Source organism: Caballeronia insecticola (assembly GCF_000402035.1).
GTDB classification, from domain to species: domain Bacteria; phylum Pseudomonadota; class Gammaproteobacteria; order Burkholderiales; family Burkholderiaceae; genus Caballeronia; species Caballeronia insecticola.
In genome coordinates this window covers 760,220-774,327 of the sequence record NC_021294.1, presented here as the reverse complement: position 1 = coordinate 774,327, position 14,108 = coordinate 760,220, and the positions used below count along the sequence as shown (strand labels likewise).

15 protein-coding genes are annotated in these 14,108 nt (G+C 59.3%); 8 read left to right on the top strand and 7 right to left on the bottom strand.

The genetic code is table 11. The features are described from left to right. Positions 1 to 2 precede the first annotated feature (2 nt). A complete protein-coding gene (gene msrB / locus BRPE64_RS17705) occupies positions 3 to 518 on the bottom strand; it encodes a peptide-methionine (R)-S-oxide reductase MsrB (RefSeq protein ID WP_016354867.1) in 516 nt (171 codons plus the stop codon). 207 nt (positions 519 to 725) lie between these two features. Between msrB and BRPE64_RS17700 the strand changes: the two genes are divergently transcribed. The 6 genes from BRPE64_RS17700 (at position 726) to BRPE64_RS17675 (ending at position 7,803) form a co-directional block, all read left to right on the top strand. After that, the gene (locus BRPE64_RS17700; RefSeq protein ID WP_016354866.1) at positions 726 to 1,457 is read left to right on the top strand and encodes a response regulator transcription factor; all 732 of its coding nucleotides are present in this window, start codon (positions 726 to 728) and stop codon (positions 1,455 to 1,457) included. Further along, positions 1,454 to 2,998 carry a sensor histidine kinase gene (locus BRPE64_RS17695; protein ID WP_016354865.1) on the top strand — a complete coding sequence of 515 codons (1,545 nt, stop codon included), beginning with the start codon at positions 1,454 to 1,456 and terminating at the stop codon, positions 2,996 to 2,998. Before BRPE64_RS17700 ends, BRPE64_RS17695 begins: the two co-directional genes overlap by 4 nt. Before the next feature lie 918 nt (positions 2,999 to 3,916). Then, positions 3,917 to 4,312, top strand: coding sequence for a hypothetical protein (locus BRPE64_RS17690; protein ID WP_044042401.1), 396 nt, complete (start codon positions 3,917 to 3,919; stop codon positions 4,310 to 4,312). A 599-nt stretch (positions 4,313 to 4,911) separates the two neighbouring features. Further along, positions 4,912 to 6,717: an alpha/beta fold hydrolase gene (locus BRPE64_RS17685; RefSeq protein ID WP_044042400.1), complete on the top strand. Its 1,806-nt coding sequence runs from the start codon at positions 4,912 to 4,914 to the stop codon at positions 6,715 to 6,717. A gap of 176 nt (positions 6,718 to 6,893) precedes the next feature. Continuing rightward, complete coding sequence (locus BRPE64_RS17680; RefSeq protein WP_016354861.1) at positions 6,894 to 7,319, top strand: organic hydroperoxide resistance protein; 426 nt, start codon at positions 6,894 to 6,896, stop codon at positions 7,317 to 7,319. A gap of 79 nt (positions 7,320 to 7,398) precedes the next feature. Continuing rightward, positions 7,399 to 7,803 (top strand): VOC family protein, encoded by a 405-nt coding sequence (locus BRPE64_RS17675; protein WP_044042399.1) that lies wholly within the window; start codon positions 7,399 to 7,401, stop codon positions 7,801 to 7,803. Between the two features lie 5 nt (positions 7,804 to 7,808). Here the strand turns inward: BRPE64_RS17675 and BRPE64_RS17670 are convergent, their stop codons facing one another. The 4 genes from BRPE64_RS17670 to BRPE64_RS17655 form a co-directional block, all read right to left on the bottom strand. Then, positions 7,809 to 8,318 carry an H-NS family nucleoid-associated regulatory protein gene (locus tag BRPE64_RS17670; RefSeq protein ID WP_016354859.1) on the bottom strand — a complete coding sequence of 170 codons (510 nt, stop codon included), beginning with the start codon at positions 8,316 to 8,318 and terminating at the stop codon, positions 7,809 to 7,811. A gap of 247 nt (positions 8,319 to 8,565) precedes the next feature. Beyond that, positions 8,566 to 8,904, bottom strand: a complete 339-nt coding sequence (gene uraH, locus BRPE64_RS17665; RefSeq protein ID WP_016354858.1) for a hydroxyisourate hydrolase — start codon at positions 8,902 to 8,904, stop codon at positions 8,566 to 8,568. Positions 8,905 to 8,949: 45 nt separating this feature from the next. Further along, complete coding sequence (locus tag BRPE64_RS17660) at positions 8,950 to 9,492, bottom strand: hydroxyisourate hydrolase (RefSeq protein ID WP_044042398.1); 543 nt, start codon at positions 9,490 to 9,492, stop codon at positions 8,950 to 8,952. A gap of 1 nt (position 9,493) precedes the next feature. Beyond that, complete coding sequence (locus BRPE64_RS17655; protein ID WP_016354856.1) at positions 9,494 to 10,834, bottom strand: MFS transporter; 1,341 nt, start codon at positions 10,832 to 10,834, stop codon at positions 9,494 to 9,496. Between the two features lie 288 nt (positions 10,835 to 11,122). Between BRPE64_RS17655 and BRPE64_RS17650 the strand changes: the two genes are divergently transcribed. Together BRPE64_RS17650 and uraD are read left to right on the top strand one after the other, a co-directional pair. Beyond that, complete coding sequence (locus BRPE64_RS17650) at positions 11,123 to 12,070, top strand: LysR family transcriptional regulator (RefSeq protein WP_016354855.1); 948 nt, start codon at positions 11,123 to 11,125, stop codon at positions 12,068 to 12,070. A gap of 141 nt (positions 12,071 to 12,211) precedes the next feature. Beyond that, positions 12,212 to 12,736 (top strand): 2-oxo-4-hydroxy-4-carboxy-5-ureidoimidazoline decarboxylase, encoded by a 525-nt coding sequence (gene uraD, locus BRPE64_RS17645; RefSeq protein ID WP_016354854.1) that lies wholly within the window; start codon positions 12,212 to 12,214, stop codon positions 12,734 to 12,736. A 48-nt stretch (positions 12,737 to 12,784) separates the two neighbouring features. On the opposite strand, the gene BRPE64_RS17640 is transcribed toward uraD, so the two are convergent. Together BRPE64_RS17640 and hpaC are read right to left on the bottom strand one after the other, a co-directional pair. Next, on the bottom strand, positions 12,785 to 13,231 hold the full coding sequence (locus BRPE64_RS17640) for a YybH family protein (RefSeq protein WP_144063434.1): 447 nt from the start codon (positions 13,229 to 13,231) through the stop codon (positions 12,785 to 12,787). Between the two features lie 194 nt (positions 13,232 to 13,425). After that, positions 13,426 to 13,965 carry a 4-hydroxyphenylacetate 3-monooxygenase, reductase component gene (gene hpaC, locus BRPE64_RS17635; RefSeq protein ID WP_044042396.1) on the bottom strand — a complete coding sequence of 180 codons (540 nt, stop codon included), beginning with the start codon at positions 13,963 to 13,965 and terminating at the stop codon, positions 13,426 to 13,428. Positions 13,966 to 14,108: the final 143 nt, after the last annotated feature.

Here is a 14,108-nt window from a genome sequence, read left to right as displayed (position 1 = left end):
CGTTACGCTGCGCCCGGGGTGAAATTCATGGCCACGCCGTTCATGCAATAGCGCAGGCCCGTGGGCTTCGGTCCGTCGTCGAAAACATGTCCGAGATGACCGCCGCAGCGGCTGCAATGCACTTCGGTGCGCAACACGCCGAACGAACCGTCTGCGCGCGTCGCGACTGCATGATCGAGCGGCGCCCAGAAGCTCGGCCAGCCGGTATGACTATCGAACTTGGTGCGCGAAGAAAACACCGCAAGCTTGCAGCCCGCGCAAACGAAGGTGCCCGCGCGATGTTCGTCGTTCAACGGACTCGTATAAGGGCGTTCCGTGCCTTCGCGGCGCAGAACATCGAATTGTGCGGGGCCGAGCAGGCGGCGCCATTCGTCGTCGCTATGAACGACGTCGAAATGCTCCTGCGAAGTCGTCTGCGGCGCGGATCCGGCGGCAAGCGCGCGCAGCCGCCCGGACAATCCGAACGCTGCGGCGGCAACCGCAGTGCCCGTCAGAAGAAAGCGGCGGCGGGTTGGCATGATGCGATCCTCGTGTGCGAGTGGGATAGCCGGATCTTAGGCGCGCGCGTGTCCCCGAGTCCTCACCGAAAGTTAAATTAAATGTGATACTTGGCCGCGCGCTTTTCTGCACAATGACAAGGCAAGCAGCGCTTTAAGTATTTATTGCCGATTTTTCGCTAAAGTGTTTAGCGCGCATTGTTCACTGCCCGTCGATGACATTCGCTCATGGATCATCCGAAACGCATTCTGATCGTCGAAGACGACATGCATATCGCCGATGTGCTGAGTCTCAACCTGCGCGACGAGCGCTATGAAGTCGTGCATTCCGCCGATGGCGCCGAAGGATTGCGCTTGCTCGAACAAGGCGGCTGGGACGCGCTGATTCTCGATCTGATGTTGCCGGGCGTCGACGGCCTTGAAATATGCCGTCGCGCGCGGGCCATGACGCGCTATACGCCGATCATCATCACGAGCGCGCGGTCGAGTGAAGTGCATCGCATACTCGGTCTGGAACTCGGCGCAGACGATTATCTTGCCAAGCCTTTCTCGGTGCTGGAACTCGTCGCGCGCGTGAAGGCGTTGCTGCGCCGCGTCGATGCCGTCGCGAAAGATTCACGGCACGATGCCGGGCGCATCGAAGTGTCGGGCATCGCGATGGATCCGCTTGCGCGTGAAGCGTGGGTCGATGGCGCGCGTATCGAACTCACGCCGCGCGAATTCGATTTGCTCTATCACTTCGCGCGTCATCCGAACAAAGTGTTTTCGCGTATGGATCTGCTCAACGCGGTGTGGGGTTATCGGCACGAAGGCTATGAGCACACCGTGAACACGCATATCAACCGGCTGCGCGCGAAGGTAGAGAAGGACGCATCGGATCCCAAACGCATTCTCACGGTATGGGGTCACGGCTATAAGCTCGCGACGCAAGCGCCGGAGGGCGAGGGTGCCGCACCGTGAAGCTCACGTTGTCGCAACGGCTCTTTGCGGTGTTCTGCGTGCTGCTGCTGGCGTGCTGCGGAGCGTCCGCATGGCTGCAGATCCGTGCAAGCGATCTGCGCGAGAAGGAAGTCATTCAAAGCCTATCGCGCGGGCTGGCTGCGCACATCGCGCATGACGGCGCGCTCGCCGACGCCCACGATATCGACGCGCCCGCCGTGCGCCGGCTCTTTAGCCAGTTGATGGTGGTGAACCCGAGCGTCGAGGTCTATCTGCTCGACGACACCGGCCGCATTCGCGCCGACGATGCGCCGCCGGGTCATGTGAAACGCGATCGTGTCGATCTCGCGCCGGTGCGACGCTTCCTGAACGGCGACGCATTGCCGATTCTCGGCGACGATCCGCGCAGCGAAGACGACCGCAAAGTATTCAGCGCGGCGCCGCTCGCCGCGCCCGGTCAGCCGCCGTTCGGTTATGTCTATATCGTGCTGCTCGGCGAGGAACACGACGCGCTTGCCGCGAAGGCGTCGGCGAGCGCGGTGTTGCGCACCACACTCGCTTCGATGGGACTGGTCACGTTGCTCGGGCTCGTCGCCGGTGTCGTGGCCTTCGGGCTTGTTACGCGCCCGTTGCGCCGCCTGACCGAAGCGATGCGCAAGTTCGACGCACGCGGCGAGCCAGTCGCGACTGCGCTGCCGCTTGCATCCGCACAGCGCGATATCCGCGAAGCCGATAAGCGCCAAGACGAACGCGACGAAATCGTCGTGCTGGAGGGCGCTTTTGTGCAGATGGCCGAGCGTATAGGCGAGCAATGGCGGGAGCTTGGACGGCAGGATCGCGAACGGCGCGAGATGGTCGCCAATATTTCACATGATTTGCGCACGCCGCTTTCGTCGCTGCATGGCTATCTGGAGACACTGTCGCTCAAGTCCGACGTACTTGCCGAGACGGAGCGCCGTCGCTATCTGTCGATTGCGCTCGCGCAAAGTGCCAAGGTCGGTCATCTCGCGCAGTCGCTGTTCGAGCTTGCGCGGCTCGAGCACGGCATGGTGGCGCCTGAAGCCGAACCGTTCTCGCTTGCGGATCTCTTGCAAGATGTTTTCGAAAAGTTCGAACTCGCGGCACAGGCGCGCGGCGTGCGCTTGAACGCCCAGATCGCGCCGCGCTTACCGAGCGTGCTCGCGGATCTTGGCATGATCGAGCGCGTGCTCACGAATCTGCTGGACAACGCGATTCGTCATACGCCTGAGCATGGCCTCGTTGAAGTGACACTCGCGCCCGTGAACGATAAAGGCGAAAGGGTTGAAGTCACGGTGAGCGATACCGGACCGGGCATACCGCACGCAATGCGCGATGCGCTCTTTCAACGTCCGTTCGCATCGAGCGGTGCGCATCGTGGCGGGCTTGGGCTGCTCATCGTCAAGCGCATGCTGCAATTGAACGGCAGTGAGATTCGCTTGATCGATGCGGCGCATCAAGGCACGACATTCCGTTTCGACCTGCCCGCCGCCGTCGTGCAAACGGGCGATGGCGCACCGCGTGAACACGGCCGGCGGGGCTAAAAAAAACCCGGCATTGCTGCCGGGTTGAAGGGGATGGTCATCGCTTCGCCGTAGCGCCGTTGGGATGCGCGTATGACGTTGCCCGGTCCGACCATCCGCGTGGACGTTTCAATGAAAGCTAACGCGAAACCACCGCGTTCGATCTCGCAAAACTACGCGCCTCCCGTTCACAATAAACGTTGTAGCCGCGCTTGCTTAAACCAGTCTTAAGAATCATTCGATGATGAAGCAGAGCGATTACGAAGCGTTTTAGACAGGTACGCTTCACTCAATGCATTTGTTTAAGAGGAACGCTTGCCGCATTTGACTATTCGTTTCGCAGACTCACCGTTCCGAACATTTCGATAGCGTGCGCACCGAAATGCAGCACATCGCTTGCTGAAAAAATTGCCGGATGACACTTCCGTGAAATCGCGGGCCGTTCTTCTATGTGGAAACTTTCCTTGGTTTTGCGCAATATGTTTGCTAGCATGTAATCGAACCCCAGCCGTCGCCTGGTCTTTGTAAGGAAAGCAGGCAAGCGGCGCAGATCTTCAATACGTATTTTCCGGCATATCGCGGGCCAGATGCCCGGCGAGCGGTCAGACATGCGCGCATTAAGCCAGACGTTTGATGCATTTCGAATTTTTGACCGATTGCACTGTTTATTTCAGCACTCGAAATAAAAAACACGCAAATTCATAAAGCGTGTCAAACGCGGTCATGGCGAATTCGACTTTACTGTTAATGCGTTACGCAGAAGTGCTGCTTACTAAAGCGCTTTAAATGCTATACGTAACGCATGGCTCGTAATCGGCGAATATCGCGCACCCTTCTTGGCGTTGCAGGTGATTTCCTGGCAATCGGTACCGTCATCGGTTTATCCGGTGAGGGTGGAATGTCGCACGCATACGATCCGCGCAATAAGCGGGAGGAAACGTGGAAACGGAACTCAGTCAGCGGCTTGCAAAGGCATTATGGCGTTGTGCATCGCATGGGCAGGTGCTGAGCTATCAGCGCTTTCACGCGCTCTGTGATAAAGGCGTGCCACTCCCGCAGCGCTATGCGGCGCTGGAGTCCGCGATCAAATCGCTGGGCGATGTGCGCGATATCGACTACGGAGTGTTAATGGCGCTCGACAGCGGCTTGCCAGGAGCCGAGTTCTTTCAACGTTATCTCTGTCACCGTCACAGCGAATATGTGACGCGCATGGGCGACCCGAAATATCATCGACAGACGCTGGCGCGCAAGCGCACGCTCGTCGCGCTCGAACGCGATCGCGTGTATGAGCATGCACGCATGGCGGAGCAAGAACGCGCGAGACAAGCCGCTTGAGCGTTGAACGTTGGACGTGCGGCCGATTCAAACGCTGGCCTCGACACGCTCGTCGAGGCTGGCCTTCGCTATGATCCAGTCGCAAAGGCATTTCATCGCAAGCGCCGCACGGTTGAATGGCGGCTGCGGCCAATGAAGAAAAGACCGAGTATCTGATGGCGTGTGTATCGCGCGCGACAAGCAAGGTGCTCGTGTTAGCGAAATGCTTTAGAAAGCTTAGGCGCAGCGTTCGATATCCTTTCCGCCGACGAATGAGCGATGGCAAACACAAGCCATGCGTTAAGCGCCAATTGATAGCTTCTTTAGGCAAATAACGGCGGCGAAACCCGCTACGCAGGGCACGCTTAATATAATTCGCTCTATACCTCGCGAACCCGCCGTGAGGCAGTCGAGCGGCTCGTAGACAAGGCGTACCAGGTTGCCCCGTCCAGGCCCCGACATCGCGCGGGGCTTTTTGCTTCCGGGAACATCGGTTGCGTGCGCGGATCACCGCGTATACGCGCGACCGGACGTTGACGGCCAGTCATGGCAAGGCGAGACTTGCGGCAGGAGACATCTTGTCGCCGATTGCGCGCCACCAGAGACGAGGAAAAGATCTAATGAGACCGGTTGTCTTCGGGAATCGCTTCGGATGGCTGCATGCAGGGAACGGCACGCGAGGCGTGGTGCTCTGCAACACATACGGCCACGAATACGTATGGACATACAGCGGCATGCGTCATCTCGCCGACGCGTTGTCCGCGCGCGGCCTTTGGGTGCTGCGCTTCGATTATCACGGCACCGGCGATTCGGCCGGTGCGGACGGCGCACCTGATCAATTCGCTTCCTCAGTCGGCGACGTAGAAGCGGCCATCGACTGGTTCAAGGAAACGACGGGCGTCACGCATCTCACGCTATGCGGTTTTCGGGTCGGCGCCGCGTTTGCGCTGGCCGCGGCATTGCGCAAGCCAGTCGACGAACTGGTGTTGCTTGCGCCGGTCACGAGCGGACGCATTTATATGCGTGAATTGAGCATCGTGCGCAAGACCTGGCTCGATCAATTAGCGCCTCCGCTGCGCGAGATGCAGCAAGAAGATGCGCCGCTCAATGTGCTCGGCCAGATCTATCACGACGAATTCAAACGTTCGCTTGAACAAATAGACCTCGTATCGAGCGTGAAGAGCGCAGCCACGGTGCCAGCGCGTCGCGCATTGATCATGAACGCGCGAGCGGGCGGCAAGGATCCGTTGTTCGACGCATTGGCGGAACGTGGGGTCGAAGTTGAAGCGCGTCCTTTCGAGGACTTGATCGGCTTCGTTCAGGAGACCGCGTTTAACGCATTGCCGCGTGCTGCCTTCGCGGAAGCCGTGCAATGGATCGCGGGCAGCGCATCGGAAGAAGCATCCGTGAATTCGCCTGTCGTGGCAGAAGAATGGCCCGAGCTCAGGATCGAAACGCCCGAAGCGATCGAGCGTCCCGTTTCGATGGGCGACGATGGTCTCTTCGGCATCATGTGCGAGCCACGCACGGGCTCCGCGCGCGGCTCCGTATTTCTTATCGCCAATACATCGGCGAGTTCTCGCGTGGGCGACAGCAGGTTGACCGTGCGTATCGCGCGTGAGCTGGCGCGAAGCGGCGTCGCGTCGCTGCGTTTCGATGCGCGCGGTCGCGGCGACAGTCCGGCGGCACCGGGCATCGTGCAATCGGATACAGCGTTCGGGCGCATCTATAACTCCGTGGCGACCGACGACACCGCGTGCGCCGCACGCTGGCTCTCGCGTCAGGGATATAAATCCATCTTTTCGCTGGGCGTGTGTTCGGGTGCGTATCACGCGCTGAAGGCCGCGCTGATCGAGGAATCGATCACAGGCGTCGTCACGGTGAATCTGCCGACGTTCAAGAAGCCTGTCGATATCGCGCCCGATGCACTGCGCCAGTCGACGCGCAATTCCATGGCGGGCTATGCATTCTCGATGCTCGATCCGCAGAAGTGGAAAGCCATCTTTCGTGGCGAAAAGAATTTGACGCGCGTATTGCGCTTTGTTCTGAGCTATCTGGTGACGCGCATGCGTTCGCGTATCGTCGATGTATTGCGCCTCGATCGCCTGAGCCAGACACCGCCCGAACTCGCAACCGAGCCGGGCCCGATCATTCGCGCACTCGATGCGAGACACGTTAAAACCGTGCTCGTGTATGGCGCTTACGACGCGGGCATGGATCTGATCAACGCGCACTTCGGCAAAGGCGGCGCACGTTTGTCGCGCTTCCCGTCCGTGCGAATGGCGATCTTTCCGGATGCCGATCATTCGCTCTTCATGTCGGCAGGTTCGGCACAAGTCATTGCGCTGTGCGACAACGTCTCCAAGGAAAAGAGGGCGACCATTGCGGACCCCATGTTTCCAGGCAGAGAGCCAGTCGTGCTCTGAGCGTTGATGCGTTCGCCTGCGCGCCACGTGAGCGCGCTTCGCGCGTCTTGAGTATCCTTCCATACTGGAACCCGCCCCATGCGGGGCAGTGTCCCATCGAGAGTCCATGTCAGCGTGCCTCGCCCGGTTCACCCGGGCCACGGGGCCGCATCACCCGAAAGCACAGGAGTCTGACGATGTCGATTGAAAAGGTTCTTTACCGCGCGCACGCTCATGTCACCGGCGGCCGCGACGGCAGCGCGAACATCCCCGAAAGCAATCTCAACCTCAAGCTGACGACGCCGAAAGAACTCGGCGGCGGTGGCGGCGACGGCACGAATCCCGAGCAGCTATTCGCAGCAGGCTATAGCGCGTGCTTTATCGGTGCGATGAAGTTCGTCGCGGCGCGCGACAAAATCAATCTGCCGAAGGATGTAGCGGTCGATGGAAATGTGGGCATCGGCCAGATTCCGAACGGCTTCGGCATTGAAGTGGAATTGAAGATTTCGCTGCCGGGCATGGACCCCAACGAGGCGAAGGCCTTGATCGATAAAGCGCACATCGTGTGTCCATATTCGAATGCGACGCGCAATAACATTGATGTGAAGCTGACGCTGGCTTGATGCCACGTAGCGTTCGAGCGTCCGTGTCGTGACGTTCGAACGCGCTATTGCTCGATCACCGATCTGCCGGAGGCGAACGATGACGCTGACATCTGGAATCGATCACGTGGGTCTGACAGTACCCAATCTCGACGCAACACGGGACTTCTTTGTGCAATGCCTTGGCTGGAAGGTTGTTGGCGAGAAGCCGGACTACCCAGCCGTGTTCGTTTCCGATGGCAGCCTGCTGGTCACGTTATGGCAGCAGAAAGAGGTGTCGGCGCCCGTTGGCTTCGACCGGCGCAAGAACGTCGGGCTTCATCACCTTGCGCTACGCGCAGCCAATGAGAACGCATTCAACGAGATTCTCGAGCGCGTGTCTGCGTGGCCGGGCGTAACCGTGGAGTTCGGACCCGAGTTGCTGGGAAGCGGACCGAAGCGGCACATGATGATTTATGAGCCGGGCGGGATTCGCATCGAATTCGACTTCGATCCGCGCGTATAGGTTAGTCAGCCGATCAGAAACGGCGTGCGGTCTTCGACCGACGCCAGCCATGCGGGCGCGCGGCCGCGTCCGCTCCACGTTGCGCCGCTTTGCGGATCACGATAAAGCGCCGGTTGCGGACCACGCGGCTGGCCTTTTCCCTTGCCTTGAGCCTTGCCCTTGACCGCGGCGCGCGTCTTCGCCTTAGGCTTGCTTTGCGCGGACGTCGCGCTCACTGCGAATTTGCTGCGATCTTTTGCCTTGGCGATCCATGCGGGCGCGCGGCCACGACCGCTCCATGTGGCGCCGGTTTTCGGATCCTGATAGGCCACCGAACTTTGTTTGCGTGCCGGCTTCGACTTTCCTGATTTCTTGCGAGCGCCCGTGTAATTCTCGACGTCGGAGATTGTCAGGTTATGACGCGACATCAAATCATGAATCTTTTGCAGAACGCTTTCGGATTGCTTCGCGATGAGCGAATCCGCTTTCGCCTGAAGTGCTGCTATACGTGTCTGAATGCTTTCGAGCGTGGACATGGCTTACCCCTAGGTATTGTTTCCCGCACTATGCCATGCACATGCGGGGCGCGCTAGGGGAAATTCACGCGAATCGGCTGGAATTCAATCAATCGAGCAAATCAGAAACTACTTTCTGCGTGCGTGTGAGGCAAAACGCACGCTAACGAAATTCTCAAATACGTCCTTTGAATCTTGATAGCTTGAAAAAATCAAACCGTCGGAACGAAATGACTGAGTTGAATGCATGGCCGAATGCATGGCCGACTCAACTTCCCCGATACGTCCCGAAGCTCCAGGGAGAGCACAACAGCGGCACGTGATAGTGCTGCGTTGCATCGGCGAGTGTGAAACGCACAGGCACGATGTCCGCGAATACATCGGGCATTTTGAAGTAATCCGCTACCCAGAACCTTAGTTCGAAGTCGCCTGCGCGCGCTTGAGCAGCGGGCAGAATAGGGGCGTCGGTGCGTCCGTCGCGATTGGTGCGCGTGCGCGCGATGAGCGTGGGCGGCTGCGTTCCTACATCGAACAATTCGATCTGCATGCCGGCTGCGGGTTTGCCGAGCGCGACGTCGAGCACATGAGTGGTGATGCCTGCGGCCATGATGTTGAGTCTCCTGATTTCGCGTTTCGTTTCGCCTGGTTTCGTTCAACTGCCGCGATAATAGTTATAGCTCCACGGTCCGAAGAGCACCGGCAAGTGAATGCGCTGACCGGCATCGGTGATCCTGAAACGCAACGGAATCTTCGACAGAAACAACGGTTGCGGCAAATTGACCTTGCGCGAAGCGAAGTATTCATCCACGTGCAACAGCAATTCATAAGTGCCGACGCGATACATATCGCCGATAAGAAGCGGAGGCTCGCTGCGACCACTTGCCGCAAGCGTCGTCGTCTGTAAAAGCCTGGAGCGGTCGCCTTCGATCGCAAAGAGATCGACACGCATGCCTGCCGCCGGCGTGCCGTTCCAGGTGTCGAGCCCATGCATGGTCAGACGCGGACTGAGTCCATCCTGCTGAACGGGGCCCGATGTCTGATTCGGCGAGGGAGCGTTCGGTGCATCGGCGGCGAATGCGGCTTTCGACATCAGCATGCCGGTGCCTAAAGCCGTCGAAGCCATTGAAGCCATCGATGTCAAAGCGAAGCGACGTCGGCCGAGATCTAGCGTTGTAGAGGCTTCTTTATCGCTCATGTCAGGCTCCTTCCTTGTTGCCGAGCTTACGGATGCCGACGATCACGAGCACTGCAGCGACGATCTCGATGACGGCCACGAGATAGAGTCCTGTCGTGACTTTGCCCGTCGCATTCTTGATAAGTCCCATCATGTAGGGCGCACCGAAGCCGGCGAGGTTGGACACCGAATTGATGAGCGCCACGCCCACCGCAGCGGCGCTACCCGCAAGATAACGGTTGGGCAGTTGCCAGAACACGGGAATGGCGCTCATGGTGCCGACAAGCGAAGCGGTCATGGCCAGCAATGCGATGACCGGCGACACGGCGTTCAAACCCATCAGCACGGCAAGCGCCGCCATCGATACGCCGCCCACGATCGCTGCGCCGCTGAAGTGCCAGCGCACCTCGTTGCTGCGGTCCGAATGCGCGCCATTGATGATCATTCCGAGCGCGCCGCACAGATAAGCGACTGCCGCAATCCAGCCGACCGCCATCGGCGCGCCGATCCCCACGTCCTTGATGACGGTCGGAATCCAGAACGTGAGCGTCGAATTCGCGCAAAGCAGGCAGAAGAAGATTGCGATGAGCAGCCACACCTTGCGGTTCGTGAAGAGCGAGCGCCAGTCGTGGCCACGCTCGCCCATTGCGGCATTGTCGCGCTGCAGGGCGTCGAGCACGACGCGCTTTTCATCGGCGCTGAGCCAGTTCGCCTGCTCCGGCTTGTCGGTCATATAGAACCACGCGAAGATGCCGGCCAGTACGGAAGGAATGCCTTCGAGTATGAAGAGCCACTGCCAGCCGTACATGCCGTGCGTGCCGCTCATCGACGTCATGATCCAGCCCGCGAGCGGACCGCCAAGCACGCCCGCAATCGCCGATGCCGACATGAACGTGCCGAATGCACGCGCGCGCCGCTGAGACGGATACCAATACGTCAGATACAGAATCACGCCGGGGTAGAAGCCTGCTTCGAAGGCGCCGAGCAGAAAGCGCAGGACATAGAACTGCGTCGGCGTGGAGACGTGCGTCTGCAACATGCAGATGACGCCCCAGCAGATGGTGATCCGCATGATCGTCTTTTTCGCGCCGATCTTTTGCAGCAGCATGTTCGACGGCACTTCAAAGAGGAAATAGCCGACAAAGAAGATGCCGGCACCGAGACCATATACGGCTTCGCTGAAATGCAGCGTGTCCAGCATCTGCAGCTTTGCGAAGCCGATATTCACGCGATCCAACCAGGCGAGCACCCACAGCACGCCGAGGAACGGCAACAGCCGCCACGAGACCTTGCGATAGACGCTTGCTTCGGCGCTGTCGGCGTCGCTGATGAACGCCGGCATCTCCTGTTTGACGAGCGACATGGTTTCTCCTTTCCAGTCGGTTTGGGGCGCGCGACCTGGGCCGTGCGCTCGGTTGGAAGCAAGTATAGAAACGGCCAATAAATCGGGAACGGGGGACGGGCCAATAAGCCCCATAGCAATGCGTATATAGGTTGCCAAGCCTTATGCCATGCGGCTTTGCGATCTTCGCAGAAGCGCGTTTGCCGACCTATGGATTACCCTAGCGGGACATTAGCGAAGACGCGTCGGTAACGACGGCTGGCAAAATAGCGACGCATTCTTGCGCACCGACCGGGCACGGAAACCACCATGAATCGCACCGACGATCCATTCGATACTTATTTGCTGCGTGTGCTCTGCACGCTGATTGCCGAGCGCAGCGTGTCGCGCACGGCAATTCGTATGAATCAGTCTCAGCCGGCCGTCAGTTCGGCGCTCAAGCGCTTGCGCGCCATCTTCAACGACCCGTTGCTCACGCGCGAAAAGAACGTCATGGTGCCCACACAGCGCGCCATTCAGCTTGCGCAAAGCGCGCAGGCTGCATTGAGCGCGCTCGACAACCTGCTCGTATCGGATGAGCATTTCGATCCTGCGACCACCGAGCAAAGCTTTACCGTGGGCATGCCGGACTATCTGGCGCCACCCTTTTTTGCGCATGTCGTGCGCGAATTCAGGCGCGCTGCACCACACGCGCGCATCGTTGCGGTACCGCTGTCGGCTTCATTCAACTATGAACAGGCGCTCTCGGAAGGCTCGCCGGATATCGTGATCGGCAACTGGCCCAATCCGCCGGAGCATTTGCATCTGTCCGTTCTGCTGGAGGACGACGTGGTGTGCGTCGTGGCCAGCGACAGCGCCTACGCTCAGGCAGGCAAGTTCGATGCCGACGACTATCTGAGCGCCGCGCATATCGTGCCGGCGCCTTATTCGCGCGATCAACGCGGCGTCGTGGAAACCGGACTCAGCACCATGCGCGTGCATCGCGATAATCGCGTGAGTTGCCCTTACTTCAATCTCGCGCCCAGCCTGCTGCCGGGAACGGATTTGATCCTCACGACCGGGCGGCATTTTGCCAACTATCACGCGCAGTATCTGCCGCTTACGGTGCTGGATCCGCCCATCGAATTTCCGTTCATGCGCTTTTATCAGCTCTGGCATCCGTCGCGACATCGCTCGGCTTCGCACGTGTGGTTGCGCGGCATGCTGACCGCTGCAGCACAAGAGCTACGCACGTTGCGCGACATGCACCGCAAATAGATATGCGCGGGCGCTATCGCAATCTGTTATGCGGTTCATAGCTGCGCGGTTCTCGCCGTCGCGGTGCGCGCTTCCTATACTCGGCACGAATCGCCTTCGACGCCAGGCGAATGCGGCGTGCCTTATGGGAGAGAGTAGTTCATGTCACAGTCGATCAATCTTGAGCCGATCAATGCGCTGGATCACACGGCCTTCGTCGGCGCATTCTCTAGCGTATTCGAGCACTTTCCGCGAGCCGCGGAAGGCGCATGGAGCGAGCGCCCGTTCGCATCGCCCACGGCTTTACATGACGCGATGATGGATGTCGTCCGTAAGATGGACGAGCAAGGGCAGCGCGAATTTCTCAACCTGCATCCGCTTTTGTCCGGCGCGAACATCCGTGCGGGCACCATGACTGCGGACTCGAATGCGGAGCAAAAAAGTGCCGGCCTCGATGCGATGTCGCCCGCTGACGAAACCACGCTTGACGCGCTGAATGCAGCCTATCTTGAACGACACGGCTTTCCGTTCATCATCTGCGTGCGGCATTACACGCGAGAGGGCATATTCAGCGCCCTGGAGCGCCGTATCGGCCGCAATACGCAGGAAGAGTTGGATGAAGCGCTGGCACAGATCGCGGCCATCACGCGCGCGCGTTTGAATGCGCGTCTGCGCAGCCTGAACTGAGCGTGAACGTAACGAGCCCGGCGCATGTCGGGCTCGTCCGTTTCTATGTTATTGCGCCGCGTTCCACGTGTGAGCCGTGGTGCGCCACTTGCCGTCCGAGCTCTTGGTCATCACTTTGAGCAACACGCCTTTATAGGGCGTCTTCTTGCCGTCCTTTTCCGCGACGGCCGTCCAGTTTGCGGTCTCATACATCACGTTGCCGACGCGCTTAGCGCTCACAACATCGATCGTATGATCGCGCACGCCTGCATCGAAATAGCTCTGAAAAAGCTTTTCGATATCGGCGCGTCCCTGAACGGTCTTGCCGTTGCCGGGTGAAACGACCGCCTTTTCGTCGTACGTCGCAGCGAGTCCGCGCGCGTCGCCCTTGTTGAACGCCGCATTCCAGGTGGCGTTCGTCTCGTCGACTGTTTTGTCGTGCTGTGCAATTGCAGGTTGCGAGGCGGCAAGCGCCAATAGCACGCACACACCACATTGCCTTAAGGACTTGTTCATCACGTGTCTCCAATGGCGATATTGCAGACCCGGACGAATCGCGCAAGCGCGTGGCCGTGAAAAGAGCCGACCACCCTCTGGCCGGCGCCGGTATTCGAGTTGATTTCAGTCGCCCGTCTGCGCGTGGAGTATAGGAAGCGGCATTCCTGTAATCAATTAACGGACTCGTAGCGATTCCGTCGCGAACGCATGCATTACCGCGTAGCGCATACGCGCGGCACCCGATGAAAGTTGCGATCGAAATAGATCAGGCCGTCGCCGTCGCCGCGCACGCGGATAGCCGTCGCTTCGACGAACATCACCGAATGCGATCCGACTTCCTTTGCTTCGACGATATTTCCTTGAAGGCTCGCGAGCGCATCGCGCAAAACGGGGACGCCATTCGCGCCTGCTTCCCATACGGGCAGCGAAAAACGCTCTTCCATCGACAATTGCGTGAGGCCGGCGAAGTGCCGGGCAATGTCTTCGTAGTGACCGGGCAGCACATTCACACACACGTCACGGTTGCCGACGAACGCCGAATGCATCGCGCTCGAACGATTGATGCACACGAGCAAGGTCGGCGGCCGGTCGGTAACGGAGCACACGGCGCTTGCCGTGATGCCGCATGTGCCATGTGACCCGGCTGTGGTAATGACATTCACTGCCGCGCCGAGATGCGCCATGGCCTGACGAAACTGCTTGCGTACGATTTCGACGTCACCGCCTTCTACGCGGCTGGGCTCGGCACACATGATTTTGTTTTCCAGATTGTTTCATGCTGTATATCAAAACGTGATTCGAGCGTAAGCGCTGGCCCGCACATATGAAAACGGCAGGAGTTCCCGATTTTCCCAAACGTTGCCAAGCGCACTAATACGGGCGCTTTTGTGCGCCT

Bases quoted from the DNA above. Each gene is read 5' to 3' on its own strand.
- hpaC (WP_044042396.1), bottom strand. From the start codon at position 13,965: ATGTGTGCCGAGCCCAGCCGCGTAGAAGGCGGTGACGTCGAAATCGTA.
- uraH (WP_016354858.1), bottom strand. From the start codon at position 8,904: ATGGCCGCAGGCATCACCACTCATGTGCTCGACGTCGCGCTCGGCAAA.
- BRPE64_RS17675 (WP_044042399.1), top strand. From the start codon at position 7,399: ATGACGCTGACATCTGGAATCGATCACGTGGGTCTGACAGTACCCAAT.
- BRPE64_RS17680 (WP_016354861.1), top strand. From the start codon at position 6,894: ATGTCGATTGAAAAGGTTCTTTACCGCGCGCACGCTCATGTCACCGGC.
- BRPE64_RS17660 (WP_044042398.1), bottom strand. From the start codon at position 9,492: ATGAGCGATAAAGAAGCCTCTACAACGCTAGATCTCGGCCGACGTCGC.
- BRPE64_RS17670 (WP_016354859.1), bottom strand. From the start codon at position 8,318: ATGTCCACGCTCGAAAGCATTCAGACACGTATAGCAGCACTTCAGGCG.
- uraD (WP_016354854.1), top strand. From the start codon at position 12,212: ATGTCACAGTCGATCAATCTTGAGCCGATCAATGCGCTGGATCACACG.
- BRPE64_RS17650 (WP_016354855.1), top strand. From the start codon at position 11,123: ATGAATCGCACCGACGATCCATTCGATACTTATTTGCTGCGTGTGCTC.
- BRPE64_RS17700 (WP_016354866.1), top strand. From the start codon at position 726: ATGGATCATCCGAAACGCATTCTGATCGTCGAAGACGACATGCATATC.
- BRPE64_RS17685 (WP_044042400.1), top strand. From the start codon at position 4,912: ATGAGACCGGTTGTCTTCGGGAATCGCTTCGGATGGCTGCATGCAGGG.
- BRPE64_RS17655 (WP_016354856.1), bottom strand. From the start codon at position 10,834: ATGTCGCTCGTCAAACAGGAGATGCCGGCGTTCATCAGCGACGCCGAC.
- msrB (WP_016354867.1), bottom strand. From the start codon at position 518: ATGCCAACCCGCCGCCGCTTTCTTCTGACGGGCACTGCGGTTGCCGCC.
- BRPE64_RS17640 (WP_144063434.1), bottom strand. From the start codon at position 13,231: ATGAACAAGTCCTTAAGGCAATGTGGTGTGTGCGTGCTATTGGCGCTT.